The organism is Streptomyces sp. NBC_01092 (assembly GCF_045039535.1).
Taxonomy (GTDB): domain Bacteria; phylum Actinomycetota; class Actinomycetes; order Streptomycetales; family Streptomycetaceae; genus Streptomyces.
The window spans coordinates 9,755,773-9,781,484 of record NZ_CP108659.1; the positions used below are offsets into that span (position 1 = coordinate 9,755,773).

At 71.1% G+C, this 25,712-nt stretch carries 22 protein-coding genes; 17 read left to right on the forward strand and 5 right to left on the reverse strand.

The annotated features are described in order from the left end of the window. Window position 1 precedes the first annotated feature (1 nt). From OG254_RS44065 to OG254_RS44090, 6 genes are all read left to right on the forward strand, one after another. Window positions 2–895, forward strand: a complete 894-nt coding sequence (locus OG254_RS44065; protein ID WP_405593360.1) for a carbohydrate ABC transporter permease — start codon at window positions 2–4, stop codon at window positions 893–895. Continuing rightward, entirely contained in the window at window positions 892–1,800 is a 909-nt protein-coding gene (locus OG254_RS44070) for a carbohydrate ABC transporter permease (RefSeq protein WP_405593361.1), read from the forward strand. The genes OG254_RS44065 and OG254_RS44070 overlap by 4 nt, the downstream gene beginning before the upstream one ends. A 29-nt stretch (window positions 1,801–1,829) precedes the next feature. Beyond that, entirely contained in the window at window positions 1,830–3,086 is a 1,257-nt protein-coding gene (locus tag OG254_RS44075) for a glycosyl hydrolase (protein ID WP_405593362.1), read from the forward strand. Beyond that, entirely contained in the window at window positions 3,083–5,086 is a 2,004-nt protein-coding gene (locus OG254_RS44080; protein ID WP_405593363.1) for an endo-beta-N-acetylglucosaminidase, read from the forward strand. The genes OG254_RS44075 and OG254_RS44080 overlap by 4 nt, the downstream gene beginning before the upstream one ends. 33 nt (window positions 5,087–5,119) lie before the next feature. Further along, complete coding sequence (locus tag OG254_RS44085; protein WP_405593364.1) at window positions 5,120–8,134, forward strand: alpha-mannosidase; 3,015 nt, start codon at window positions 5,120–5,122, stop codon at window positions 8,132–8,134. 99 nt (window positions 8,135–8,233) lie between these two features. Further along, window positions 8,234–9,049 carry an N-acetylmuramoyl-L-alanine amidase gene (locus tag OG254_RS44090; RefSeq protein WP_405593365.1) on the forward strand — a complete coding sequence of 272 codons (816 nt, stop codon included), beginning with the start codon at window positions 8,234–8,236 and terminating at the stop codon, window positions 9,047–9,049. Between the two features lie 28 nt (window positions 9,050–9,077). Here OG254_RS44090 and OG254_RS44095 read toward each other — a convergent pair whose 3' ends face one another. Continuing rightward, a complete protein-coding gene (locus tag OG254_RS44095) occupies window positions 9,078–9,779 on the reverse strand; it encodes a FadR/GntR family transcriptional regulator (RefSeq protein ID WP_405593366.1) in 702 nt (233 codons plus the stop codon). A gap of 164 nt (window positions 9,780–9,943) precedes the next feature. Here OG254_RS44095 and OG254_RS44100 point away from each other — a divergent pair, with 164 nt between their 5' ends. Genes OG254_RS44100 through OG254_RS44135 form a run of 8 tightly spaced genes read left to right on the forward strand, consistent with a single transcriptional unit; the run spans window position 9,944 to window position 17,752 of the window. Further along, on the forward strand, window positions 9,944–11,017 hold the full coding sequence (locus tag OG254_RS44100; protein WP_405593367.1) for a sugar ABC transporter substrate-binding protein: 1,074 nt from the start codon (window positions 9,944–9,946) through the stop codon (window positions 11,015–11,017). After that, window positions 11,014–12,516, forward strand: coding sequence for a sugar ABC transporter ATP-binding protein (locus OG254_RS44105; RefSeq protein ID WP_405593368.1), 1,503 nt, complete (start codon window positions 11,014–11,016; stop codon window positions 12,514–12,516). Before OG254_RS44100 ends, OG254_RS44105 begins: the two co-directional genes overlap by 4 nt. Further along, window positions 12,509–13,534: an ABC transporter permease gene (locus tag OG254_RS44110; protein WP_405593369.1), complete on the forward strand. Its 1,026-nt coding sequence runs from the start codon at window positions 12,509–12,511 to the stop codon at window positions 13,532–13,534. Before OG254_RS44105 ends, OG254_RS44110 begins: the two co-directional genes overlap by 8 nt. Window positions 13,535–13,571: 37 nt before the next feature. Then, window positions 13,572–14,915 (forward strand): L-fuconate dehydratase, encoded by a 1,344-nt coding sequence (locus OG254_RS44115; protein ID WP_405593370.1) that lies wholly within the window; start codon window positions 13,572–13,574, stop codon window positions 14,913–14,915. After that, the gene (locus OG254_RS44120) at window positions 14,912–15,667 is read left to right on the forward strand and encodes an SDR family NAD(P)-dependent oxidoreductase (protein WP_405593371.1); all 756 of its coding nucleotides are present in this window, start codon (window positions 14,912–14,914) and stop codon (window positions 15,665–15,667) included. Before OG254_RS44115 ends, OG254_RS44120 begins: the two co-directional genes overlap by 4 nt. Continuing rightward, on the forward strand, window positions 15,664–16,611 hold the full coding sequence (locus tag OG254_RS44125; protein WP_405593372.1) for an aldo/keto reductase: 948 nt from the start codon (window positions 15,664–15,666) through the stop codon (window positions 16,609–16,611). The genes OG254_RS44120 and OG254_RS44125 overlap by 4 nt, the downstream gene beginning before the upstream one ends. Then, the gene (locus tag OG254_RS44130) at window positions 16,608–16,922 is read left to right on the forward strand and encodes an L-rhamnose mutarotase (RefSeq protein WP_405593373.1); all 315 of its coding nucleotides are present in this window, start codon (window positions 16,608–16,610) and stop codon (window positions 16,920–16,922) included. The genes OG254_RS44125 and OG254_RS44130 overlap by 4 nt, the downstream gene beginning before the upstream one ends. Beyond that, complete coding sequence (locus OG254_RS44135; RefSeq protein ID WP_405593374.1) at window positions 16,907–17,752, forward strand: amidohydrolase family protein; 846 nt, start codon at window positions 16,907–16,909, stop codon at window positions 17,750–17,752. The genes OG254_RS44130 and OG254_RS44135 overlap by 16 nt, the downstream gene beginning before the upstream one ends. Here OG254_RS44135 and OG254_RS44140 read toward each other — a convergent pair. Then, on the reverse strand, window positions 17,740–19,161 hold the full coding sequence (locus tag OG254_RS44140) for a lipase maturation factor family protein (protein ID WP_405593375.1): 1,422 nt from the start codon (window positions 19,159–19,161) through the stop codon (window positions 17,740–17,742). The two genes, OG254_RS44135 and OG254_RS44140, sit on opposite strands and share 13 nt — an antisense overlap. Before the next feature lie 99 nt (window positions 19,162–19,260). Here OG254_RS44140 and OG254_RS44145 point away from each other — a divergent pair, with 99 nt between their 5' ends. The 3 genes from OG254_RS44145 (at window position 19,261) to OG254_RS44155 (ending at window position 23,527) form a co-directional block, all read left to right on the forward strand. Then, on the forward strand, window positions 19,261–20,427 hold the full coding sequence (locus OG254_RS44145; protein WP_405593376.1) for a DUF6777 domain-containing protein: 1,167 nt from the start codon (window positions 19,261–19,263) through the stop codon (window positions 20,425–20,427). Window positions 20,428–20,515: 88 nt separating this feature from the next. Further along, window positions 20,516–22,594, forward strand: coding sequence for a SpoIIE family protein phosphatase (locus tag OG254_RS44150; protein WP_405593377.1), 2,079 nt, complete (start codon window positions 20,516–20,518; stop codon window positions 22,592–22,594). Window positions 22,595–22,663: 69 nt separating this feature from the next. After that, on the forward strand, window positions 22,664–23,527 hold the full coding sequence (locus tag OG254_RS44155) for an Fpg/Nei family DNA glycosylase (RefSeq protein ID WP_405593378.1): 864 nt from the start codon (window positions 22,664–22,666) through the stop codon (window positions 23,525–23,527). 17 nt (window positions 23,528–23,544) lie between these two features. Here the strand turns inward: OG254_RS44155 and OG254_RS44160 are convergent, their stop codons facing one another. From OG254_RS44160 to OG254_RS44170, 3 genes are all read right to left on the reverse strand, one after another. Then, a complete protein-coding gene (locus tag OG254_RS44160) occupies window positions 23,545–24,198 on the reverse strand; it encodes an anti-sigma factor family protein (protein ID WP_405593379.1) in 654 nt (217 codons plus the stop codon). A 151-nt stretch (window positions 24,199–24,349) separates the two neighbouring features. Continuing rightward, the gene (locus OG254_RS44165) at window positions 24,350–24,865 is read right to left on the reverse strand and encodes a hypothetical protein (protein ID WP_147998571.1); all 516 of its coding nucleotides are present in this window, start codon (window positions 24,863–24,865) and stop codon (window positions 24,350–24,352) included. A 146-nt stretch (window positions 24,866–25,011) separates the two neighbouring features. Beyond that, window positions 25,012–25,557 carry a sigma-70 family RNA polymerase sigma factor gene (locus OG254_RS44170; RefSeq protein ID WP_147998570.1) on the reverse strand — a complete coding sequence of 182 codons (546 nt, stop codon included), beginning with the start codon at window positions 25,555–25,557 and terminating at the stop codon, window positions 25,012–25,014. Window positions 25,558–25,712 lie beyond the last annotated feature (155 nt).

Sequence of the window (25,712 nt, forward strand, 5' to 3'; positions counted from 1 at the left end):
GATGGCCCTCTCGACCGTCTCCCGGGTGCGGCGCCAACTGCCCGCCAGCCCTTGGCTGTTCGCCGCCCCGGGCCTGCTGATCACCGGCGCCTTCATCCTGTACCCGTTCCTCTCCACGCTGGTCAACGCCTTCACCGACCGCCGCACCCTGATCCCGGGCGAGTTCGTGGGTCTCGCCAACTTCCGCGAGCTGCTCGGCGACGACATGTTCTGGATCGGCCTGCGCAACAGCACGCTGTACGTCGTCGGTGTCGTCCCCGCCCTCGTCGTCCTGCCCCTGCTGCTCGCGCTGCTCGTGCAGAAGAACATCCCCGGCATCACCTTCTTCCGGTCCGCCTTCTACACCCCGGTCGTCGCCTCGATCGTGGTGGTCGGGCTGATCTGGGTGTGGCTGCTCGACGAGCGCGGCCTGGTGAACTCCCTGTTGGAGACCATCGGCGTCGGCCGGGTCGGCTTCCTCAGCGACCAGTGGCTGCTTCTGCTGAGCGCCATGGCCGTGACGGTCTGGAAGGGCCTCGGCTACTACATGATCATTTACCTGGCCGCGCTCGCCAACGTGCCCCGCGAGCTGCACGAGGCGGCGGCCGTGGACGGAGCCGGAGCGATCCGCCGCTTCCTCACGGTCACCGTGCCCGCCGTCCGCTCCACCATGGTCCTGGTCGGCGCGCTCTCCTCGGTCGCCGCCTTCAAGGTGTTCTCCGAGGTGTATCTGATGGCCGGCCCGAGCGGCGGCCCGGCCGGTGAGGACACCACCCTCGTCATGCTCGTCCAGCGCACCGGCACCGGCCTGACCGGCCGGGTCGGCTACGCCTCGGCCATCTCGGTCGTCGTGTTCGTCGTCACCGTCGCCCTGATGCTGCTCGTGCTGCGCGCCGACCGGAGGGACGAGTCATGAGCGTCATGGAGAAGGTACGGCCCACTGCCGAGAAGCCGGCCGTCACCCGCGAACCCCGCGTCACCGACGAACACGGCCGCCGCGTCCGCGTCTGGGAACTCGCCCTGCGCTACCTGCTCCTGCTCGCGGTGCTGGCCCTCACCGTCGGCCCGTTCCTCTGGCAGCTGTCGACCTCGCTCAAGGGCCCCACCGAGGACATCTTCAGCTCCCCGCCGAAGTTCCTGCCCGGCGACCCCACCGTCCACAACTACCAGCGGGTCGCCGACACCATCCCCGTCTGGGACTACGCCCTCAACTCGCTGAAGGTCGCCACCGCCAACGTCGTCACCAACTGCGTCGGCGCGGCACTCGCGGGCTACGCCCTCGCCCGGCTGCGCTACCGGGGCCGCCGGGTCGCCACGCTCGCCTTCATCCTGGCGATGCTCGTGCCCGTGGAAGGCATCATCATCGCCCAGTTCACGACGATGCGGGAGCTCGGCCTCAACAACACGCTCATCGGCGTCGTCCTGCCCGGCTCGATCAGCGCCCTGAACGTCCTGCTGATGCGCAACGCCTTCCTCAACCTGCCGTACGAGATCGAGGAGGCGGCCTACGTCGACGGTGCCAACGTCTGGCAGCGGTTCCTGCGCATCGCGCTGCCGTCCGTGAAGGGCACCCTCGCCGTCGTCGCGATCTTCGCGTTCATGGGCGCCTGGGACGACTTCCTGTGGCCCCTCATCGTGCTGAGCGACCCGTCCAAGTTCACGCTGACCATAGGCCTCAACTATCTGCACGGCACCTTCGCCAACGACGAACGCCTCGTCGCCGCCGGCACGATCATCGCCGTCGCGCCGCTGATCGCCCTCTTCGCCTGTCTCCAGCGGTACTTCTTCCGCGGCGTCGGCGAGGGCGCGGTGAAGGGCTGAACCTCCCCCACCGAGTGCAAGGACACCGCATGCCTTCTGCCGTGCGCTTCGGCGTCAACTACACCCCGAGCGTCGGGTGGTTCCACCACTGGCTCGACTTCGACCTCGACTCCGTACGCGCCGACCTCGACTCCATCGCGGCGCTGGGTCTCGACCACGTGCGGGTCTTCCCGCTGTGGCCGTACTTCCAGCCGAACCGCACCCTGATCCGGGGGCGAGCCGTCGAGCAGCTGGTCCAGCTCGTCGACGCCGCCGCCGAGCGCGGCCTGGACGTCAATGTGGACGGCCTGCAGGGGCACTTGAGCAGCTTCGACTTCCTCCCGGCCTGGACCCGGACCTGGCACCGCCGCAACCTCTTCACCGACCCGGACGTCCTCGACGGCCAGGCCGCCTACCTGCGCACCCTCGCCGCCGCCCTCGCCGACCGGCCGAACTTCCTCGGCATGACCCTCGGCAACGAGGTCAACCAGTTCTCGGCGGGCCCGCACCCCGACCCCGACCGGGCCACCGAGGACGAGATCGACCGCTGGCTCACGCGCATGCTCGCCGCCTGCGAGGAGGGCGCCCCGGGGCGGCTGCACCTGCACGCGGAGTACGACGCCACCTGGTACCAGGACGACCAGCCGTTCACGCCGGCCCAGGCCGCCCGGCACGGCGCTCTGACGGCCGTGCACTCCTGGGTCTTCAACGGCACCGCCCAGCGTCACGGCCGTACCTCCGTCCCGGCCGAGCACCACGCCGCCTACCTCGTCGAGCTGAGCAAGGCGTGGGCCGACGACCCGCACCGCCCCGTCTGGCTCCAGGAGGTCGGCGCGCCCGCGCCCCTGGTCCCGCCCGAGCACGCCGCTGCCTTCACCGAAGCGACCGTCGCGAACGCGCTGGACTGCCCCAACCTGTGGGGCATCACCTGGTGGTGCTCCCACGACGTGTCCCGGGAACTGGCCGACTTCCCCGAACTCGAATACGGGCTCGGCCTGTTGACCAACGACCGTAAGCCCAAGGACGCGGCCCTGGTCCTGGCCCGCGCGGTGAGTGATCCGGCGCCCCCGCCCGCGCCCCGCACCACCGCCCTCGTCGTCCCGGCCGAGCCCGCCGCCCGCTCGCTCTGCGCACCGGGCGGCCCCGTCTACGACGCCTTCTTCCGGCTGGTCGCCGACGGAGCCCGTCCGACCACCGTCCTGGACACCCGAGCCGCCGACGCCGGCCACCTCGCGGCGCGCGGCATCACCCAAGTCGTCCCATCCGACCAGGTACTCCCCACCCCACAAGGAGGCACCCGCTCGTGAACCCCACCAGACGCACCGTCCTGATCGCCGGCGCCACGGCCGCGCTCCTGCCGTCGCTCCCGGCGACGGCAGCCCCCAAGCCCAAGGCCGCGGCGCTCCAGCCGTACGCCTCCTACTGGTACCCGGACTCGCTGCCGTCCGGCACCCCGGGCACCGGCATCACCTGGCGCAGCCTGAAGTCCTGGCGCGCCGCCGACGACGTGGACCTCGCCTTCAACGCGTCGACCGTGCCGCTCGCGCCGCGCTTCACCCCGACTCCGGCCAACTCGACCGCCCGCGCGGGCCAGGCCCGTATCCAGTCCCTGGTGTCCTTCGGGCCCACCGCGTCCAACCCCTCCCAGGGCTCGGCCACCGCCGACTACTACGCCCTGACCCACTGGGCGTACATCGACGAGCTGGTGTTCTGGGGCGGCTCCTCCGGCGAGGGGCTGATCCTCGCGCCGAACGCGCCGATCGTGGACGCCGCCCACCGCCACGGCGTGCCCGTCCTCGGCAACATCTTCCTGCCGCCCGTCGCCTACGGCGGGCAGTTGCAGTGGACGCGTGACCTGGCCCAGAAGGACGCGGCCGGGCGGTATCCGCTGGCCGAGCGGCTGGTCGCGGTCGCGGCGGCGTACGGCTTCGACGGGTGGTTCGTCAACGCCGAGACGAGCGGCGGGAACGCCGCGCTGGGCGCGGACATGCTGGGCTTCCTGCGCGAGTTGAAGACGCTCGCGAAGGCCAAGGGCCAGCGGGTCACCTGGTACGACTCGATGACCGTGAACGGAAGTGTGAGCTGGCAGGGGGCGCTCAACTCGCAGAACGAGGCGTTCTTCCAGGCCGCCGACGACATGTTCGTCGACTTCCGGTGGACGGCGGCCAAGCTGACCTCGTCCGGGGAGCGGGCAGGTCAACTCGGCCGCAGCCGCTACGAGTTGTGGGCGGGTGTCGACGTCGAGGCGAACGGCTGGAACTCGTCCGTGAACTGGGACGCGTTCGTGCCGCGCGACAAGGCGCATGTCGTGTCGGTCGGCTTCTACCGGCCCGAGTGGACCCGCAACCACCTGCCCGCGGACGGCAGGACACCCGGGGACTTCCATGCCGCCGACGACCGGTTCTGGACCGGACGGTCACTGGATCCGTCGAAGCCGGACGGCACCGACAGCTGGCGGGCGCCGGCCGTCTCCGTCGCCGACCGGTCGACGGTCACCTCGCTGCCGTTCGCGAGCGTGTTCAACACCGGGCACGGGCTGCGGTGGTACGAGGACGGGCAGGTGACGTCGGACGCGCCCTGGAACCACCTGGGCCTGCAGGACCGGCTGCCCTCCCGGCGCTGGGTCGTGCACACGGACGGGCAACGGCCCGCGGTGACCTTCGACTTCGCGGACGCGTGGCGCGGCGGGAGCAGTGTGCTCGTCGACGGGGCCCTGGACCGGCCGGCGGTGCTGGACGTGTATGCGACACGGCTGCCGGTCACCGGTGACACGGTCGTCGAGCTGACCCACCGGACCGACGCGGGCGGCGCGCAGGTCGAACTGGCCGTCGCCACCGCCGAGCCCACCACGCCCGGGGCCACACCGCCGTACACCTACTTCCCCATGAGCTTGACCGACGACTGGCAGACCTCGACCGTACGGCTCACCGGCCTGACCGGCACCGTGCACGCGATCGGCGTCCGGCTCACCGCCGGCGACGGGCCCGTGCGATGGCGGCTGGGCGGTATCGCGGTGCGGAACGCGACCGAGACGCCCGTCGCGCCCACCGCGCTGCGGATCACCGGTGCCGACGGCGGAGACCTGCGCTTCGCCTGGAACCCGGCACCCGGCTCCGTACGCCACCACACCCTTCACCGCCTCCTGCCCGACGGCACCCGGCGCTTCCTCGGCGGCACCTGCCAGAGCGCGTACTTCGTCGGCGGCCTGCGGCCCGAACAGGGCGAGCAGGAGGCACGGTTCGAACTGCGTGCCGTAGGGGAGCTCTACACCACGTCGGCCCCCGTGACCGTCACCCACCGCTGGTAACCCCCCGCCCGGACGACCTACGGAGCACCCCGCATGCATGACGACCGCAACCTGGTCGAAGCCCGCCTGAGGCGTGTCCTCGACGAGCGCATCCGCCCCGCCGTGTACCCCGAGTCAGTGCCGCTGGACGTGGCGGTGTGGCACGCGCCCGGCGAGCCGGTGCCCGTCGCCGAGGGACTCGCGGCCGAACCCGAGCCGATCGAGGTGGGCGCCCGCTGGGGTGCTCCGTGGGGCACCAGCTGGTTCCGGGTCACCGGGACCGTGCCCGAGGCGTGGGCCGGGAGGACCGTCGAGGCCCTGCTGGACCTCGGCTTCGACGAGAACATGCCCGGCTTCCAGTGCGAGGGCCTGGTCTACCGGCCCGACGGGACCCCGGTGAAGGGCCTCAACCCGCGCAACCAGTGGGTGCGGGTCGGTGCCCCGGTGGAGGGCGGCGAGGAAGTACGGCTGCACATCGAGGCGGCCTCCAACCCGGTCATCCTCGACTACCACCCCTTCCTGCCCACGCAGCTGGGCGACAAGGAGACAGCCGGCAGCGCACCCCAATACACCTTGACCCGCATGGACCTCGCCGTCCTCGACGAGACCGTCTGGCAGCTGGTCATCGACCTGGAGGTGCTCGGCGAGCTGATGGCCGAGCTGCCGGTGGAGTCCGCGCGGCGCTGGGACATCCTGCGGGCGGTCGACCGGGCGCTCGACGCGATCGACCTCCAGGACGTCAACGGCACGGCGGCCCGGGCCCGGGAGCAGCTCGCCGAGGTGCTCGCCGTCCCCGCCGTGCCGTCCGCCCACCGCATCAGCGCCGTCGGGCACGCGCACATCGACTCGGCGTGGCTGTGGCCGCTGCGCGAGACGGTGCGCAAGGTGGCCCGCACGACCTCCAACATGACCGCGCTCATCGAGGACGAACCCAACTTCGTCTTCGCCATGTCGCAGGCCCAGCAGTGGGCCTGGGTGAAGGAGCACCGGCCCGAGGTGTGGGCCCGGGTGAAGAAGGCGGTGGCGGACGGGCGGTTCGTGCCGGCCGGCGGCATGTGGGTGGAGTCGGACACCAACATGCCAGGCTCGGAGGCGATGGCCCGGCAGTTCGTGCACGGCAAGCGGTTCTTCCTCGACGAGTTCGGCGTCGAGAACGAGGAGGCCTGGCTGCCCGACACCTTCGGTTTCGCCGCCGGACTGCCGCAGATCATCAAGGCGGCGGGCTCCAAGTGGCTGCTGACGCAGAAGATCTCCTGGAGCCAGACCAACAAGTTCCCGCACCACACCTTCCAGTGGGAGGGCATCGACGGCACCCGGATCTTCACGCACTTCCCGCCCGTCGACACCTACAACTGCTCCATGAAGGGCAGCGAGATCGCCCACGCGGCCCGCAACTTCAAGGACAAGGGAGCGGCCCGGCACTCCCTCGCCCCCACCGGCTGGGGCGACGGAGGCGGCGGCACGACCCGCGAGATGATCGCCAAGGCGGCCCGGCTGCGTGACCTGGAGGGTTCGGCCACCGTCGGCTGGGAGACCCCGGAGGCCTTCTTCCGCAAGGCCGAGGCCGAGTACCCCGACGCCCCCGTCTGGGTCGGCGAGCTCTACCTCGAACTGCACCGCGCCACCCTCACCAGTCAGGCCAAGACCAAGCAGGGCAACCGCCGCAGCGAACACCTGCTGCGCGAGGCCGAGCTCTGGGCCGCTACGGCCGCGGTACGCGCCGGATTCCCCTACCCGTACGAGGAGTTGGACCGGATCTGGAAGACGGTGCTGCTGCACCAGTTCCACGACATCCTGCCCGGCTCGTCCATCGCGTGGGTGCACCGCGAGGCCCGCGCCACGTACGACCGCCTCGCCGGCGAGCTGAACGCGATCATCGACGCGGCCCAGCGCGCCCTGGCGGGCGAGGGCACGACCGAGCTGGTCTTCAACGCCGCCCCGCACCCCCGCGAGGGCGTACCGGCGGGCGGGGCACGGACCCCGGCGACCGAGAGCCGGACGGCACTCGCACCGCGCCCCGACGGCGGCTTCGTCCTCGACAACGGCCTGCTGCGGGTCGAGATCGACGCCCGGGGCCTCGTCGTATCGGCGTACGACATCGAGGGCGACCGCGAGACGATCGCGCCGGGCGCGGCCGCGGGCCTGCTTCAGCTCCACCCCGACTTCCCGAACATGTGGGACGCCTGGGACGTCGACAAGTTCTACCGGCACACGGTCACCGACCTGACCGACCTGGACGAGATCGCCCCCGGCGACGACGGGGCGTCGGTGCGGATCGCCCGGACCTTCGGCGACTCCCGCGTCACCCAGATCCTGTCCCTCGCGCCGGGGGAGCGGCGGTTGCTGCTCGACACGGAGGTCGACTGGCACGAGACGGAGAAGTTCCTGAAGCTGGCCTTCCCCCTCGACGTCCACGCCGAACGGTACGCCTCGGAGACCCAGTTCGGGCACTTCCACCGGCCCACGCACACCAACACCAGCTGGGAGGCAGCCAAGTTCGAGGCCTGCAACCACCGCTTCGTCCAGGTGGCGGAGCCGGGCTGGGGCGTCGCCGTCGTCAACGACTCGACGTACGGCCACGACGTGACCCGGACCGTGCGCACCGACGGCGACCGCGGTACGACCACCACCGTCCGCGTCTCGCTGCTGCGCGCCCCGCGCTTCCCGGACCCGGAGACCGACCAGGGCGTGCACCGCTTCCAGCACGCCCTGGTGCCGGGCGCGGACATCGGGGACGCGGTGCGCGAGGGCTGGCGGATCAACCTGCCGGAGCGACGGATCACTGGTGCCGGGGAGGTGGCTCCGCTGGTGACCGTGGACCGGGACGCCGTCGTGATCACGGCCGTGAAGCTGGCCGACGACGGCAGCGGGGACGTGGTGGTGCGCCTCCACGAGGCCCACGGCGGCCGGGTACGGGCCACGCTGACAGCGGACTTCGAGGTCACGGACGTGACGGCGACGGATCTGCTGGAGCGTGCGCTGCCGGATGAGCCGTCGTACGACGGCCGTGGGATCGCGCTGCGCCTGCGCCCGTTCGAACTGGTGACGCTGCGGCTGCGCCGAGCCTGATTCAACTCTCAGCGAACGGCGGCGCGCCCTCGTGAAGGCGGCGGCAACTGGCCGGACAATCAAGGAGGTTGGCGTCACACTCGCGCCTTGGAGGCACCGTTGAAGCTTGTCACGCGAGCCCAGCTCGGCTGGCCCGCATCCGCCGCACCCACGCAGACCTCTGCCAAGGGCGTGAAGGTCCACTACGAAGGCACAACCGTCAGCGTCGAACTCCTCGACGACCACGATCTCTGCATCGCCGAGTGGAAGAGGATCCGGGTCGACCATCTGAACAACGAGCAGGAGAACTACTCGGACGTCGCCTACAACTACGCCGCCTGTCCGCACGGTTACCTCCTGGAGGGCCGTGGCCTCGGCAAACGCACCGGGGCCAACGGCAACCAGGAACTCAACCGCGCCCACTACGCGATCGTCGGCCTGGTCGGCGACAAGGGGCTCACCAAGCCGACGGACGCGATGCTCGGCGCGATCCGCGACGGCATCGAGCTGCTGCGCCGCCACGGCGCGGGCAAGGAGATCAAGGGGCACCGGGACGGCTTCGCCACGGCGTGCCCGGGCAAGCACCTGTACGCATGGGTGGAGAAGGGCGCGCCGCGTCCCGGTGGTTCGACGCCCGATCCCGCACCGGGACCGGTCGTCGATGTGTCGAAGGTGGTCGCCGCGGCCCTGCACGACCCGGCAAAGCCAGGCACGCCCGTGTCGTACGCGGGCGTCAAGACCGTGGAGAAGGCCCTCGTCGCGGAGGGCCTCCTCGAATCGAAGTTCGCCGACGGCCACTTCGGCACGACGACCGTCAAGGCCTACGCCGCCTGGCAGCGCCGCTGCGGATTCACGGGCGACGACGCCAACGGCATTCCCGGCCAGGCGTCACTGGAGAAGCTCGGCCGGGAGCACGGCTTCACAGTGAAGCCGTAGCGAACGGCGCTGTGGGGCTGGGCGGCGATCAGCCGCCCAGCTGCGCCCGCAGCCACTCCTCCACCTCGCCCACATGCGCCGCCGCCGCGGCCCGGGCCGCCTCCGGATCGCGGGCCACCAGGGCCCGGTGGATCGCGGCGTGCTCGCGGCGGGTACGGGCGAACGCGCCCTCCTCCTGGTAGCCGCGCCAGACGCGGGCGCGGAAGGTGCGGGAGGACAGGCCGTCCAGGATGGCCGCCATGGTGTCGCTGCCCGCGGCCGTCGCGATCTCGCGGTGGAAGGCGAGGTCGTGGGCGAGGATCTCCTCGGGGTCGTCGGTGGCGTTCATCGCGGTCAAGTGCTTCTCGACCTCGGCCAGTTGGTCCGGGGTGATACGGGCCGCCGCCAGCGCGGTCGCCGTCGACTCCAGGATGCGGCGCACCTCAAGCAGTTCCACCAGGCGCGGGCCCCGCGACAGGTCGGCCACGACGCCGAAGGTCTCCAGCAGGTCGCCGGCCTCCAGCTGGGTGACGTAGATGCCGGAGCCGTGCCGGGCCTCCAGCACGCCGAGCACCGTCAGCGCGCGGATCGCCTCGCGCATCGAGCTGCGGGAGATGCCCAGCTGGACGGCAAGATCACGCTCGGTCGGCAGCCGCTCGCCCGGCTCCAGGCGACCCTCGGCGATCAACGCCTTGATCTGCTCGATGGCGCGCTGCGTCACGGTGCCCTTCTGCGGGGCTGTCTCGTCCACGCCGTTCCTCCACTCACCGGGTGCGCCGCAGTCTAACCGCCAAGGTGGTCGGACCACTACGGCCGGAATCCGTGAAAATCTGCCGCTGGAGGGTGTTCCTCCGGGTGAGTGGTCTGATAAGTATGCGGGCATCTGCTCGAAGACGCTCAACGAGGAGCCGCCAGATGCCCGGCAGGACAGTGGGGAAGCGCAACAGGTTTCGGATGGTTTCGGTGGTCGCCGCGGCGGCGAGTGTCTCGCTCGCGCTCGCCGCGTGCGGCAGCACCAAGGACACCGGCGGCTCCGGCAGCGCCGGAGGCGGTGGCACCGGCAAGGTCGGGGTGATCCTGCCCCTGCTGACCTCGCCGTTCTGGCAGTCGTACAACGACTACGTGCCGAAGATGGCCGACTCCGAAGGCGTCGACGCCCTCAAGACGGTCAACTCCAACAGCGACCCCTCCCAGCAGATCACCGACATCAACAACCAGCTCAACCAGGGCGTCAAGGGCCTGGTCGTCGCCCCGCTCGACAGTGCGGCCATCGAGGCCGGCCTCGACCAGGCCGAGCGCAAGGGCGTGCCGGTCGTCGCCGTCGACGTGGCGCCCGACAAGGGCAAGGTCGCGATGGTGGTGCGCGCCGACAACGTGGCGTACGGCGAGAAGGCCTGCGACTACCTCGGCAAGAACATCACCAGCGGCAAGGTCGTGCAGATCATGGGCGACCTCGCCTCGGTCAACGGCCGCGACCGCTCCGAAGCCTTCCGGGCCTGCGTGAAGAAGAACTTCCCCAAGCTGAAGGTCCTGGAGATCCCGGCCAAGTGGGAGTCCGACACCGCGGCCTCCAAGCTCGACACCCTCCTGAACGCCAACCCCGACATCAAGGGCATCTACATGCAGGCCGGCGGCGTCTACCTCGCGCCGACCCTGCAGACCCTGAAGTCCAAGGGAATGCTGAAGAAGGCCGGGGAGGCCGGGCACATCGCCATCGTCTCCAACGACGGCATCCCGCAGGAGTACGACGCGATCCGCAAGGGCGAGATCGACGCGACCGTCTCCCAGCCCGCCGACCTGTACGCCAAGTACGGCATGTACTACATCAAGGCGGCGATGGAGGGGAAGACGTTCCAGCCGGGCCCGACGGACCACGACTCCACGATCGTCAAGCTCCCCGGCGGCATCCTGGAGGACCAGCTGCCCGCCCCGCTGGTCACCAAGGACAACGTCGACGACCCCAAGCTCTGGGGCAACACGGTCAAATGACGACGCCACTCGCCCAGGCGCGGGACATCGTCAAGCGCTACGGCCCCACCACCGCCCTCGCCGACGGACGGCTCACCGTCCTGCCCGGCGAATCGCACGCCCTCGTCGGCCGCAACGGCGCCGGCAAGTCGACCCTGGTCCAGATCCTCACCGGACTCCAGGCCGCCGACGAGGGCGAGGTCCGCTTCGACGGCGAGCCGGCGCCCGCGCTGGCCGACCGGGACGCCTGGCGCCGCAAGGTGGCCTGCGTCTACCAGAAGCCCACCGTCGTCCCCGAGTTGACGGTCGCCGAGAACCTGTTCATCAACCGCCAGCCGCTGCAGCGCGGATTCATCAGCTGGCGCAAGCTGCGCACCGAGGCCGCCGAACTCCTCGCCACCTGGGACGTCCACGTCGACCCCGAGGCCCGCACCGCCGACCTCAAGGTCGAGGACCGCCAAATGGTGGAGATCGCGAGGGCGCTCAGCTTCGGCGCCCGCTTCATCATCCTCGACGAACCGACCGCCCAGCTCGACAAGCGCGAGATCGAGCGGCTGTTCACACGCATGCGGACGCTCCAGGACTCCGGCGTCACGTTCCTGTTCATCTCGCACCATCTCCAGGAGGTGTACGAGGTCTGCCAGACCGTCACGGTCCTGCGCGACGCCCGCTGGATCACCACCGCCCCGGTCGCCGAACTCCCGCGCCGGGCCCTGGTGGAGGCCATGGCGGGGGAGTCCCTGGAGGCCATCGCCGAGCAGGCCGTGGACCCCAGGGACGTCGACCACGACGCCCCCGTCCTGCTCGACGCCCGCGGACTCACCTCGCCGGCGTACAGGGACATCGATCTCACCGTCCGCCGCGGCGAGGTCGTCGGGCTCGCCGGGATCAGCGGCAGCGGCAAGGTGGAGCTCGCCGAGTCCTTCGCGGGCCTGCACACGCCGACGAGCGGAATCGCCCAACTGGACGGTGAGCGCCTGCCGTTCGGGAATGTGCAGGCCGCCCTCAAGGCCGGCGTCGCCTGTGTGCCCCGCGACCGGCACGAGCAGGGCCTCGTCGCCGGCATGACCATCGGTGACAACGCCACCATGAGCGTCCTGGACCGGCTCGGCCGCTTCGGGTTCGTCGGCACCGAACGCAAACGCGGCTTCGCCACCGCCCTCATCGAACGCCTCGACATCCACACCGAGGGCCCCGACCAGCCCGTCTCCGACCTGTCCGGCGGCAACGCGCAGAAGGTCGTCATGGCCCGCGCCCTCGCCTCCGACCCGCGGCTGCTGGTGCTGATCAACCCCACCGCCGGCGTCGACGTGAAGTCCAAGGAGTCCCTGCTGGCCCGCGTGGACAGCGCCCGCGAGGACGGCATCGCGGTGCTCGTCGTCTCCGACGAACTCGACGACCTGCGCCGCTGCGACCGCGTCCTCGTCCTGTTCCACGGCCGTGTCGTCGCCGAGCACCCGGCGGGCTGGCGCGACCACGAGCTGATCGCCTCCATCGAAGGAGTGGACAACCATGGCTGACACCAAGGCCCCACCGGCCCTGCCCGTGAAGGTGCCGGACGCCCGTGCCGCCAGGACGGTCCTGCTCCGCCGAGCCCGCGAACTCGCCCTCGTCCCGGCCCTGTTGCTGCTCCTGGTGCTCGGTGCGGTCGTCAACGACTCGTTCCTCACCGAGCGCAACCTGATCTCGATCCTCGGCGCCTCCGCCGCACTCGCGATGGTCGTGCTGGCCGAGTCGCTGGTCCTGATCACCGGCAAGTTCGACCTGTCCCTCGAATCGGTCGTCGGCATCGCGCCCGCCGTCGGGGCGCTGCTCGTACTGCCCGCCGCCCAGTCCGGCTGGGGCACCGAACTGCCCGCCGTCCTCTCCCTGTTGGCGGTCCTCGTGGCCGGCGCGGCCGTGGGCGCCTTCAACGGCATCCTCGTCGTGAAGTTCAAGCTCAACGCGTTCATCGTGACGCTGGCGATGCTGATCGTCCTGCGCGGACTGCTGGTCGGCGCGACCAAGGGCAAGACCCTGTTCGGGATGCCCGACAGCTTCTACTCCCTCGCCACCACGACCTTCATGCGCATCCCCATGTCGGTGTGGCTCGCGGCGGCCGCCTTCGCGATCACCGGGTTCGTGCTGAAGTACCACCGCATCGGACGCGCCCTGTACGCCATCGGCGGCAACGCGGATGCCGCCCGCGCGGCCGGCATCCGGGTCGAGCGCGTCATGCTCGGCGTGTTCGTCGTCGCGGGCACTCTCGCGGCCGTCGGCGGGATCATCCAGACCGGGTACGTCGGCGCGATCAGCGCCAACCAGGGCAACAACATGATCTTCACGGTGTTCGCGGCCGCGGTGATCGGCGGTATCAGCCTGGACGGCGGCAAGGGCACCATGTTCGGCGCCCTGACCGGCGTACTCCTTCTGGGCGTCGTCCAGAACCTCCTCACCCTCGCCCAGGTCCCTTCCTTCTGGATCCAGGCCATCTACGGCGGAATCATCATGATCGCCCTCATGATCGCCCGCGTGACGACGGGCCGTGCGCAGGACTGACCCGGCGCCGTGCCCACCACCGACCGAAAGGCCCTCTGTGTCCCCGACCCCCGCCCGTATCACCGCGGTCGACACCTACGACATCCGTTTCCCCACCTCGCGCGAGCTCGACGGCTCCGACGCGATGAACCCGGACCCGGACTACTCGGCCGCCTACGTCGTGCTGCGCACCGACGGGGCCGACGGGCACGAGGGGCACGGATTCACCTTCACCATCGGGCGGGGCAACGAGATCCAGGTCGCCGCGATCGAGGCGCTGCGCGGCCATGTCGTCGGCCGGTCCGTCGACGAGCTGTGCGCCGACCCGGGGACCCTCAACCGCGACCTGATCGGCGACAGCCAGCTGCGCTGGCTCGGCCCCGAGAAGGGCGTGATGCACATGGCAATCGGCGCGGTCATGAACGCCGTGTGGGACCTGGCCGCCAAACGCGCCGACAAGCCGCTGTGGCGGCTGCTCGCCGACGCCGCCCCGGAGTGGATCGTCCGCCAGATCGACTTCCGGTACCTCACCGACGCGCTCACCCCCGAGGAAGCGCTGGCGATCCTGCGCCGGGGCCGGGAGGGCACGGACGAACGCACGGCCCGGCTGCTGGAGCGCGGCTACCCGGCCTACACCACCTCCGCCGGCTGGCTCGGCTACGACGACGACAAGCTCACGCGGCTCGCCGCCGAGGCCGTCGCCGACGGCTTCCGGCAGATCAAGTTGAAGGTCGGCGCCGACCTGGAGGACGACGTACGGCGCTGCCGCGTCGCCCGCTCGGTCGTCGGCCCTGACATCCGCATGGCGATCGACGCCAACCAGCGCTGGGACGTGACCGAGGCGATCCGCTGGACCGAGGCCCTCGCGGAGTTCGACCCGTACTGGATCGAGGAGCCCACCAGCCCCGACGACGTCCTCGGTCACGCCGCCATCCGCGAGGCCGTCGCCCCGGTGAAGGTGGCCACCGGCGAACACGTCCAGAACAGGGTCGTCTTCAAGCAGCTCCTCCAGGCCGGTGCCCTCGACGTCGTCCAGATCGACGCGGCCCGCGTCGGCGGCGTCAACGAGAACCTCGCCATCCTGCTGCTCGCCGCCAAGTTCGGCGTCCCGGTCTGCCCGCACGCGGGCGGCGTCGGCCTGTGCGAACTCGTCCAGCACCTGTCGATGTACGACTACGTGGCGGTCACCGGCACCACCGAGGACCGCGTCATCGAGTACGTCGACCATCTGCACGACCACTTCCTCGACCCGGTGGTGATCAGGGAAGGTCACTACACGGCACCCGCCGCGCCGGGCTTCTCCGCCGCCATGCGGCCCGAGTCGATCGCGCGGTACACCTTCCCGGACGGCGCCTTCTGGGCCGCCGACCTCCAGACGCAGAAGAAGGGGCACGCGGCATGAGCGACTTCGACGGTCTCAAGGCGCTGGTGACGGGAGGCGCCTCCGGCATCGGCCGGGCCACGGCCGAACTGCTCGCCGCGCGCGGCGCCCAGGTCGCCGTACTGGACCTGGACCCGTCCTGCGTCGACAAGCCGCTGCTCGCCTTCCGCGCCGACGTCACCGACGACACCTCCGTACGCGAGGCCGTGGCCGCCGCCGTGGCCGACCTCGGCGGACTGGACGTGCTGGTCAACAACGCCGGCATCGGCGCCCAGGGCACCGTCGAGGACAACGACGACGCCGAGTGGCACCGGGTCATGGACGTCAATGTCGTCGGCATGGTCCGGGTGGCCCGCGCCGCCCTGCCCCACCTGCGCCGCTCCTCGCACGCGGCGATCGTGAACACCTGCTCCATCGCCGCCACGGCCGGACTCCCGCAGCGGGCGCTGTACAGCGCGACCAAGGGCGCCGTGTACTCGCTCACCCTCGCCATGGCCGCCGACCACGTCCGTGAGGGCATCCGCGTCAACTGCGTCAACCCCGGCACGGTGGACACCCCCTGGGTCGGCCGCCTCCTCGACGCCGCGGCCGACCCGGGCGCCGAACGCGCCGCGCTGGAGGCCCGCCAGCCCACCGGCCGTCTCGTCTCGGCGGCCGAAGTCGCCGGCGCCGTCGCCTACCTGGCCAGCCCGCTCTCCGGCGCCACCACCGGAACCGCCCTCGCCGTCGACGGCGGCATGCAGGGCCTGCGCCTGCGGCCGGTGGGCCAGTGAGCATCCCCCGGGGACTCGGCTTCGGAGCCGCCGTCATCGGCAGCCTCTACACCGAGGTCACCGACGAGCAGGCGCACGAGACGGTGTCCGCCGCCTGGCAGCGCGGCATCCGCTACTACGACACGGCGCCCCACTACGGCCTCGGACTGTCCGAACGCCGCCTCGGCGCGGCCCTGCGCGAGCACCCGCGCGAGGAGTACACGGTCTCGACCAAGGTGGGCCGCAGTCTGGAACCACAGGCCGACGGCGGCGACGACCTGGCACACGGCTTCGCCGTCCCCGCCACGCACCGCCGCGTCTGGGACTTCACCGCGGACGGCGTACGACGCACCCTGGACGCCAGCTTGGAACGTCTCGGCCTCGACCGCGTCGACATCGTCTACCTCCACGACCCCGACGACCACGCCGAGCAGGCCTTCCGGGAGGGCTACCCGGCCCTGGAGAAGCTCCGCTCGGAGGGAGCGGTCGGCGCGATCGGCGCCGGCATGAACCAGGCGGAGATGCTCACCCGCTTCGTCCGCGACACGGACGTCGACGTGGTGCTGTGCGCGGGCCGCTACACGCTGCTCGACCAGAGCGCGCTCACGGAACTGCTGCCCGCCGCCGTTGAGCGAGGGGTTTCCGTGGTGATCGGCGGTGCCTTCAACTCGGGTCTGCTCGCGGATCCCAAGCCGGGGGCGACGTACAACTACACAGAGGCGCCGACCGAGTTGCTGGACAAGGCCCTGCGCATGAAGGAGATCGCGCGGCATCACGGCATCACCTTGCGAGCCGCCGCGCTGGCCTTCTGCATGGCGCACCCGGCGGTGGCGAGCGTTCTGGTCGGCGCCCGCTCGGCCGATGAAGTCCACGACTGCGTCGATCAGTTCGCCGCGCCGGTTCCCGCCGCCTTCTGGCAGGAGCTGCGGGACACCGGACTCCTGGCCACGGAGGAGCCGCGATGAGAGTCGCCCTGCACACCAAGGTCCGCGCGGACCGCGTCGCCGAGTACGAGGCCGCCCACCGGGAGGTGCCGGCCGAGCTCACGGACGCGATACGCGCCGCCGGCGCCACCTCCTGGACGATCTGGTGCAGCGGCACCGACCTCTTCCACGTCCTGGAGTGCGAGGACTACGGCCGCCTGCTCGCCGAGCTGGAGAAACTGCCGGTCAACGTGGCCTGGCAGGCCCGCATGGCCGAGCTTCTCGACGTCGTGCACGACTACTCCGACGGGGGCGCGGGGGCCGGTCTGCCCGTCGTATGGGAGCTGCCGTGACGATCGTCGACGCCCACCACCACGTCTGGGACCTGTCCGTACGGGACCAGGACTGGATCACCGGTCCCGAACTCCAGCCGCTGAGAAGGAACTTCTCCGTCGACGACCTCGCCCCCGACGCGGAGGCGGCCGGAGTCGGTCGTACCGTGCTCGTCCAGACGGTCACGGTCGCCGAGGAGACCCCCGAGTTCCTGGCCCTTGCCGCCGAGCACAAGCTGATCGCGGGCGTCGTCGGCTGGACCGACCTCACCCGCCCGGACGTCGCCGAGGAGCTGGCCCGGCTGCGGGAGCTGCCCGGCGGGCGGTATCTCAAGGGCATCCGCCACCAGGTCCAGGGCGAGCCCGACCCGCAGTGGCTGCTGCGCGCGGACGTGCGGCGTGGACTGGCCGCCGTGGCCGATGCCGGGCTGGTCTACGACCTGGTCGTACTGCCGCACCAGCTGCCCGCCTGCGCCGAGGCGGCGGCCGGCCTGCCCGAACTCACCTTCGTCCTGGACCACTTGGGCAAGCCGCCGATCGCCTCCGGCTCCCGCGAACCCTGGGCGTCCGACCTCCGTGCCCTCGCCGCCCTCCCCAACACCGTCTGCAAGCTCTCCGGCATGGTCACCGAGGCAGATCCGGCGAGCTGGACGCCCGACGACCTGCGTCCGTACGCCGACGTGGTCCTGGACGCCTTCGGGCCGGACCGGTCGATGTTCGGTTCGGACTGGCCGGTGTGCACGCTCGCGGCCTCGTACGAGCAAGTGCTCGCCGTGGCACAGGAGTTGACCGCACCGGCCGAGCGCACGCAGATCTTCGAAACCACCGCCACCCGCGTCTACGACCTCTGAGCCACCCCCGCCAACCGCGTCGGCGGCAGATACTCCCGCACATACGTCCGCTGCCAGCAGGCGCCCGTCTCCCGCAGCTCCCGCCAGGTCGTGTACCGGTAGCGGAAGAGACGGGCGCGGACATAGCGCGGCGGCTCGTCGGGCGGGAACGGCGAGCGGCGCAGCAGCCTCAGCGTGTCGCGGTCGTTCTCCAGGAGCCGCTCCACCAGGGCGCCGAACCACGACCCGGCGTAGGAGGGCGACAGCGCCGCGAACCACATCAGCCAGTCCAGCCGCAGATGGTACGGCGCGAACTGCCGGGGCCAGCGCCGGGGATCGCCGGGCTTGCCCTTGAACTCGTACTCCAGCCAGTCCGAGTCCTCACGCGGCCTGTCGTCGGCGGTGCCCTCGATCACCACCTCGTAGCGGATCCTGCTCACGCTGCCGAACGCTCCGTAGGTGTTGACCAGGTGGAGCGGGTCGAAGGAGCGGTTCATGATCTGACGGCGGGAGATCATGTTCGCGACCGGGTGGTAGCTGAGGAACAGCAGCAGCGCGGCGACCGTCAGGACCACGACCTCGTACCACAGCGGCGCGTCCGGCAGCGACGGCGGATCGCTCGGGAGCCCCAGCGCCGACAGGGCCAGCACGATGGTGATCCAGTTCAGCCAGGAGAAGTTGCCCGACAGGACCAGCCACAGCTGGGTGACGATCATCAGGGCCGCGGCGCCCGTCGCGATCGGCTGCGGGGTGAAGAGCAGGACGGGCACGACGAGTTGCGTGAAGTGGTTGGCGGCCACCTCGACCCGGTGCACCGGCTTCGGCAGATGGTGGAAGAACCAGCTCAGCGGGCCCGGCATCGGCTGGGTCTCGTGGTGGTGATCCAGGCAGGTCAGCTTGCGCCAGCAGGCGTCGCCGCGCATCTTGATCAGGCCCGCCCCGAACTCGACGCGGAACAGGATCCAGCGCAGCAGGAACAGCACCACGATCGGCGGCGCCACCTCGTCGTTGCCCAGCAGGACGGCCAGGAAGCCGACCTCCAGCAGCAGTGACTCCCAGCCGAACGAGTACCAGGTCTGGCCCACGTTCACGATCGACAGATACAGCGCCCACGGGACCAGCCACAGCAGCATGGCGCCCCACAGGGGCACCACCGAGTCCAGCCCGGCCAGCAGCGCCGCCGACACCGCGCAGCCCGACCAGGCGCACAGCGCGAAGAACCGGTCCGAGTAGTGGAGTTGGAACAGGCTCGGCGCGGCCCTGAAGCGCACCTGGGCGACGAAGCGCGGCACGGGCAGCATCCCGCGCTCGCCCATCAGCGCCCTGAACTGAAGGGCCGCCGTCAGGAACGCGACGAGGTACACGCCGGCCAGAGCCCGCTGGAAGACCAGCCGGCTCGTCCAGTAGTCCGGTGCGACGAACCAGTCCACGGCCGTACGCCTCCTTTCCTCATTGTCGCGCCCCCACGCGCCCGCGCCCCTTGCCCCGGGTGACTCTCCGTATACCACTTCTCCGCTTGCGTAACCCATGTGAGTGAAGCAGACAATGGTGACGAATTTCCCGACGACCGGCGGGAGGACGTGGTGCGGACACCCACCCGAACCATGGTCACGGCCTGCGCGCTCGCGGCGGCGCTCCTCGTCGCCGGGTGTGGCGGCGGCAGCGACGCGAGCACGGCATCGAGCGGCGAGGTCTTCCTCCAGCCCGCGGCCGACCGGGGTCCGGATCCCTTCACGGACTCCACGGCGACCGCCAGGGCCGCCGCCTCGCCCCTCGCCCGAACGCCGCAGCCGGCACAGTCGGCGCGGACCGGACCCCAGTTGCTGTCCGGCGAGACGCCCGGCCTGTACGGCGGCACCCGCGGGGCCGGGAGCTGCGACGTCCGGCGGCAGATCGAGGCGCTGGCCTCCGACCGGGCCAGGGGCCGCGTGTTCGCGCAGAGCGCGGGCGTCTCCCAGGCGTCGATACCCGGCTATCTGCGCGGGCTGACCTCGGTCGTGCTGCGGGCGGACACCCGGGTCACCAACCACGGGTTCCGCGACGGGATGGGGACCGGCTACCAGTCCGTCCTCCAGGCGGGCACCGCCGTCCTCGTCGACCACCACGGAGTGCCGCGCGTGCGCTGCGCCTGCGGCAACCCGCTCGCCCCGCCCGTCGGGACGCACGCCGAGGCCGGTGTCAGCGGCCGGGGCTGGTCCGGGTACCGGCCCGGCCGGGTGGTCGTGGTGGCGCCGGCGACCCAGGTGATCAACGACATCACGATCATCAACGTCTCCGACAACACCTGGATCGAGCGGCCGGTCGGCCATCGGGGCCACGACCACGACCATGTCGTACCGCCGGCGAAGCCGGTGCCGTCGCCCCGGGTGCCGCACCCGCACGACAGCCCCTCCGGCGACCTGCCCGGACAGGACAGCGGGACGCCCACCCACGAGAGCGCGCCCCCGTCGGGCGACAGCACCTCCCCGTCGGGCGAAGGCACCTCCCCGTCCTCTGAGAGCGCCTCCCCGCAGAAGCCGCCCACGGCCACCGCCACGGCGCCGCCCCCGCAGACCTCCCCGGGCTCCTCGCAGGAGGTCGGCCCCGAGGCCGTCCCGGACAGCCCGGACGCACCCGACGGCGGTGGGCTGATCCCCGACGACCCGGGCGCGACCGACAGCATCTTCGGTAGCCCCACCGACGTCTTCGACGGCTGACCGACGCCGGGGCGCGGTCCGGACGGTGAGCGAGGAAGGTTCGGTCGCCCCAGTCGAAGAATCCGGCAAATCCTGGCAAGGTGGCCCCATGGCTGATCGGGGAGCGAGCGCCCTGTCACTCCCGGACGACTGGCCCGCCCACCCGGACCCGATCCTGGCGCTCAATCGCATGGGCACGTTCGACTGGGACCTGGACAACGGTGTGTTCCACATGGATGCCCAGGCCCACGAGGTCTTCGACCTGCGCCCCGACGAATACGACGGCAACCCCATGACCCTGGCGATCCGGGTACCGCGGCCGGAGGGCTACCGGCTGGACGGCCTGGTCTCCCAGGCCATGAAGGACGGCAGCGAGAACTACGGCGCCTACTTCCGCATCCGCTGCCGCGACGGCACCCTGCGCTGGACCCACACCCAGGGCTACATCCGCCGCGACGAGACCGGCCGTCCCCGGCGCATCGTCGGCGTCGTCCGGGACGCCACCGACGAACTCGCCGAGCGCGAGGAGCGGCCCGAGCAGGCGGCCGAGGACGAGGCCCGGCGCCAGCAGACCAGCGTCGTCCAGCTGACCACGGCCGCCCTCGCCCACGCCCGCACCATCCAGGACGTCATCGACATCCTCAAGGACACCCACGGCCTGACCCACCTCGGCGCCACCAGCCTCGTCATGGGCCTGGTCGAGGCCGGCCGCATCCGGCTGGTCGCCGAGGGCCCCTCCGGCAGCTTCGTGCCCGGCACCCTGGTCACCCGGATAGACGAGCAGTACCCGATGAGCGAGGTCGTACGGACCCTCAGCCCGCGGTTCATCGAGTCGCCCGAGGAGTTCGCGGACAGCTACCCGGTCCTGTGGCCGCACATCACCGACCTGCACATCACATCCGCCGCCTACATGCCGCTGATAGCCCAGGCCAGGCCCATCGGCGCGATAGGCCTGCTCTACAACGACCGGCACGGCTTCTCCGCCGAGGACCGCAACGTGCTCCTCGCCCTCGGCAGCAGCATCGCCCAGAGCCTTCAGCGGGCCATGTTCTACGAGCAGGAGAAGGACCTCGCCACCGGCCTCCAGCAGGCCATGCTGCCCCGCACCATCCCCAGCGTGCCCGGCGCCGACGTCGCCGTGCGCTACCGCTCCGGCTCCCTCGGCCGGGACATCGGCGGCGACTGGTACGACCTGATCCCGCTGCCGGGCGGCCGGGTCGGCGCCGTCATCGGCGACGTCCAGGGCCACGACACCCATGCCGCCGCCGTCATGGGCCAGCTCCGCATCGTCCTGCGCGCCTACGCCGCCGAGGGGCACACCCCGGCCACCGTGATGGCCCGCGCCTCGGTGTTCCTGCACGAGCTGGACACCGACCGTTTCGCGACCTGCCTGTACGCCGAGGCCGATCTGTCCACCGGTGTCATGCAGGTGGTGCGGGCCGGCCATATCGACGCGCTGGTCCGTGAGCCCGGCGGAGCCTGCCGTCGGGTCTCCGTCGAGGGCGGGCTGCCGCTCGGCCTGTCCGCGGAGTTCGGGCAGCTCGAGTACCCGGTCGGCACGATCGAGCTGGACTCCGACCACACCCTGGTGCTGTGCACCGACGGCCTGGTCGAACAGCCCGGCGCCGACCTGGACGACGGCATGCAGACCCTCACCGCGCTCATCGCGTCCGGCCCGGACGACGTCCGTGACCTCGCCGACCGCCTCATCGACGTGGCCGAGGAACGCGGCGGCGACGACGACGTGGCCCTGCTCCTGATGCGCCGCCGCGTCCTGGACGCCCCGCAGGCCGGCGGCCGTCTCCAGCAGCACGTCGCGCCCGGCGACCCCGAGGCCCTCACCGCGGCCCGGCACATGATCCGCGCCGCCGTGCGCGCCTGGGGCGCCGCCGACCGCGCCGACGAGATCGAACTGGTCGCCGACGAGCTGATCACCAACGCCCTGATGCACACCGAGGGCTCCGCCGTGGTGACCCTGCGGGTCCTCGCCGGCTCCGAACGCCGGCTGCGGGTCGAGGTCGAGGACTCCTCCAGCGCCCTGCCGCGCCGCCGTGACGCGGGGGAGTCGGGCGTCTCCGGCCGCGGTCTGCTCCTGGTCGACCTGCTCACGGACGTGTGGGGCGTGGAGGCGCGGGGCGGCGGCAAGGCCGTGTGGTGCGAGTTCGTCGTGCCGGAGCAGCGGCCCTGACCGCCGTACCGACGCGGCACGTCCGCGAACCCGGCCGGCACTGTCGGCGCCGGATGGCACTCTGGACGTATGCCGGAACTCCCCGAGGTGGAAGCGCTCAAGGACTTCCTGACCGAGAACCTGGTCGGGCACGAGATCGTGCGGGTGCTGCCCGTCGCGATCAGCGTCCTCAAGACGTACGACCCGCCGGTCACCGCCGTCGAGGGCCACGAGGTCACCGCCGTACGCCGCTACGGCAAGTTCCTGGACCTGGAGACGGCCGACGGCCCGCATCTGGTGACCCATCTGGCCCGCGCGGGCTGGCTCCACTGGAAGGACCGGCTCCCGAGCGGTATGCCCCGCCCCGGCAAGGGTCCACTGGCGCTGCGCGTCGCCCTGGAGACCGGCGCCGGCTTCGACCTGACGGAGGCGGGCACGCAAAAGCGCCTCGCGGTGTACGTCGTCCAGGACCCGCAGCAGGTCCCGGGCGTGGCCCGGCTGGGCCCGGACCCGCTGGCCGACGGCTTCGACGAGGCGCGCTTCGCGGCGCTGCTGAAGGACGAGCGCCGCCGGCTCAAGGGCGCCCTGCGCGACCAGAGCCTCATCGCCGGAGTCGGGAACGCCTACAGCGACGAGATCCTGCACGCGGCCAGGATGTCGCCGTTCAAGCTGGCGGCGTCACTGACCCCCGACGAGACGCGACGGCTGTACGAGGCGCTGCGGACGACCCTGACCGAGGCGGTCGAGCGCTCGCGCGGGCTGGCGGCCGGCCGTCTCAAGGCCGAGAAGAAGAGCGGCCTGCGGGTCCACGGCCGCACCGGCGAACCCTGCCCGGTCTGCGGCGACACCATCCGCGAGGTCTCCTTCAGCGATTCCTCGCTCCAGTACTGCCCGACCTGCCAGACGGGCGGCAAGCCGCTGGCGGACCGCAGGATGTCGCGGCTGCTCAGGTAGCCGGATCCGGCAGGGCGCTAACGGGGTTTGAGCGTCACCAGATGCTCCCCGCCGGCCGTGCGCACCTCATAGCGCACGATCTCGTCGGAGTGCATCGCGGACGCGCCCTTCATGGTGTTCTCGCGGGCGTCGTGGTGGGCCACGGACCAGCTGGTCACGGTCTCCTCGGAGCCGTCCCGGCCGATGGCGACGAGATGGCAGGGGCGGGGGCCCGCACCGTCCTTCACCTTCAGCTCCACCTGGCTGCCGTACATCTCGTTCTCGGTCGTGACCTGCGCCCACACCCCGGACCGATCGTCGGTCGCCTCGACGACCTGAACGGATCCGTCGTCGCCGCCCGCCATGATCGCGACGCCGGGTGCGGCGAGGGCGATCACCACCGAGGCGGCCACGGCGTACAGCGTGCGCCGGCGACGGGCGCGGTGGCGGATCGCCACCGCTTCGAGCAGCCGGTTCAGCATCTGCGGGCCCGGCTTGGCCATGGGGTGCACGAACTGGGGCGTGGACCGCCGGTACAGCATCAACTGGCGGGTGATGGGCCCGAACTCGGTCACGTGTGCCGCACAGCGGGGGCACTCCATGAGGTGGTCCTCGAAGCGGAATGCCTCCGCCTCGTTCAGCACGCCGAGCGCGTACGCGGCGACGTCGCGATGCCTCTCCAGGGACCTCATGCCGAATCCTCGTGCCGTTGGGTGTGGGGTGTGTTACTCCTTGCGCCCACTGGTACGCACCAGACAGTCGAATCACTCAAGGCCTATACAGAATCGCAACCAAGGGATTCGGAGCGGTCGGCGTCGAGGATTGGTCCGAGAAGGAAAGAACTCAAAAAAGGTGGATGGCGAGGTGTCCGAGCGGCAGTCCGAGCTGCCACGCCGGCGTCCACACCTTCGGTCCCTCGTCCTCACCGACCAGCGCACCGCCGCCCGGCACGGCGTTCAGATCGGGCGCGAGCAGCTCGGTCTCCTGCAGCCAGCGCCAGGCCGCCTCGGCCAGCTCCAGGTCGGGCGCGGGCCCGCCGGACTCGGCCGCCTCCTTCGCGAGGCTCGCCATGCGCTCGCGCACCCAGTCCTGCCACGGCTGGTCGTAGGCCGTCAGCGACAGCCAGGTCTCCAGCTGGGTGACCACCCGGATGCCGGAGAGCTCGCCGTCGGTGTCGGACAGGAAGATGGTCAGCGCCAGGGCGTCACGCCCGGCGCGGAACTCGAAGGACGTGGGCGGCATGAGATCGCCCGTGCGCAGCAGCTCGTCGGCGATGTACTCGGCGTACAACCACGCCATGGGGACGGTCAGTTCACCGCCACCGGTGCCGTCCGTGCTCTCCTGACCTCTGTGCAGCATCCCTTCCTGCCTTCCTCCGGTGAGTGCGTCGCCCTACCCCGGGGCCCTGGGCCCTTGCCCAATCCGGAACACGGATGAGGACAGCCGATTACTCAACCGGGGTATTCAGCAAGGCGCTTTACGGAGGTTTGACTCAGCCTTCGGTTTCACTGCAGGTCGGCTGCGTACCCCGGAAGCACCCGGCGCAGGGCGCGCAGCGCATAGTACGCGCGGGACTTCACCGTACCGGGCGGAATTCCAAGTGTTTCCGCGGCCTCCGCAACACTCGCCCCTCGGAAGTACACGAGCACCAGGACTTCACGGTGCTCCGGAGTGAGAGTCTTCACAGCCTCGCGGACGTCGAGCATCTCGGCGGCCCGCTCGGCGTGGTCGGAGATCACGCGCGCGTTCTCCAGGATCGCGTCCCCGACCTCCGGCGGCCGCGCCTGCCGAGCCCGCCGCGCGTCGATCGCGAGCCGCCGCCCGACGGTCAGCAGCCAGGGCCGCACCGAGTCGAAGTCGTCGGCGCGCAGGGCCTCGGGATGCTGCCAGGCGCGCACCAGCGTCTCCTGCACCAGGTCCTCGGCACGCTGCCGGTCGCCGTCACAGAGCCGGAGCAGGAGCGCGAAGAGGGGCCGGCCGTGCTCGCGCTGCAGTGCGGCGAGCTCGTGCTCGGCGGTCGTCCCGTTCGTGAGGGTGATTCCGGCCGTCATGGCCGTATGGCATCGCAGGTGGCAGCTCTCGGACAGGGAACACACACGGATCTGCGGCGGACGGTCGATCGCGTCGGCGAACGGTTCGACGAACGGTTCCTTCCGCAAGGCGGGGCGAGCCGGACGGGCTAATGGAAACGGTCGGATTGTTTGCG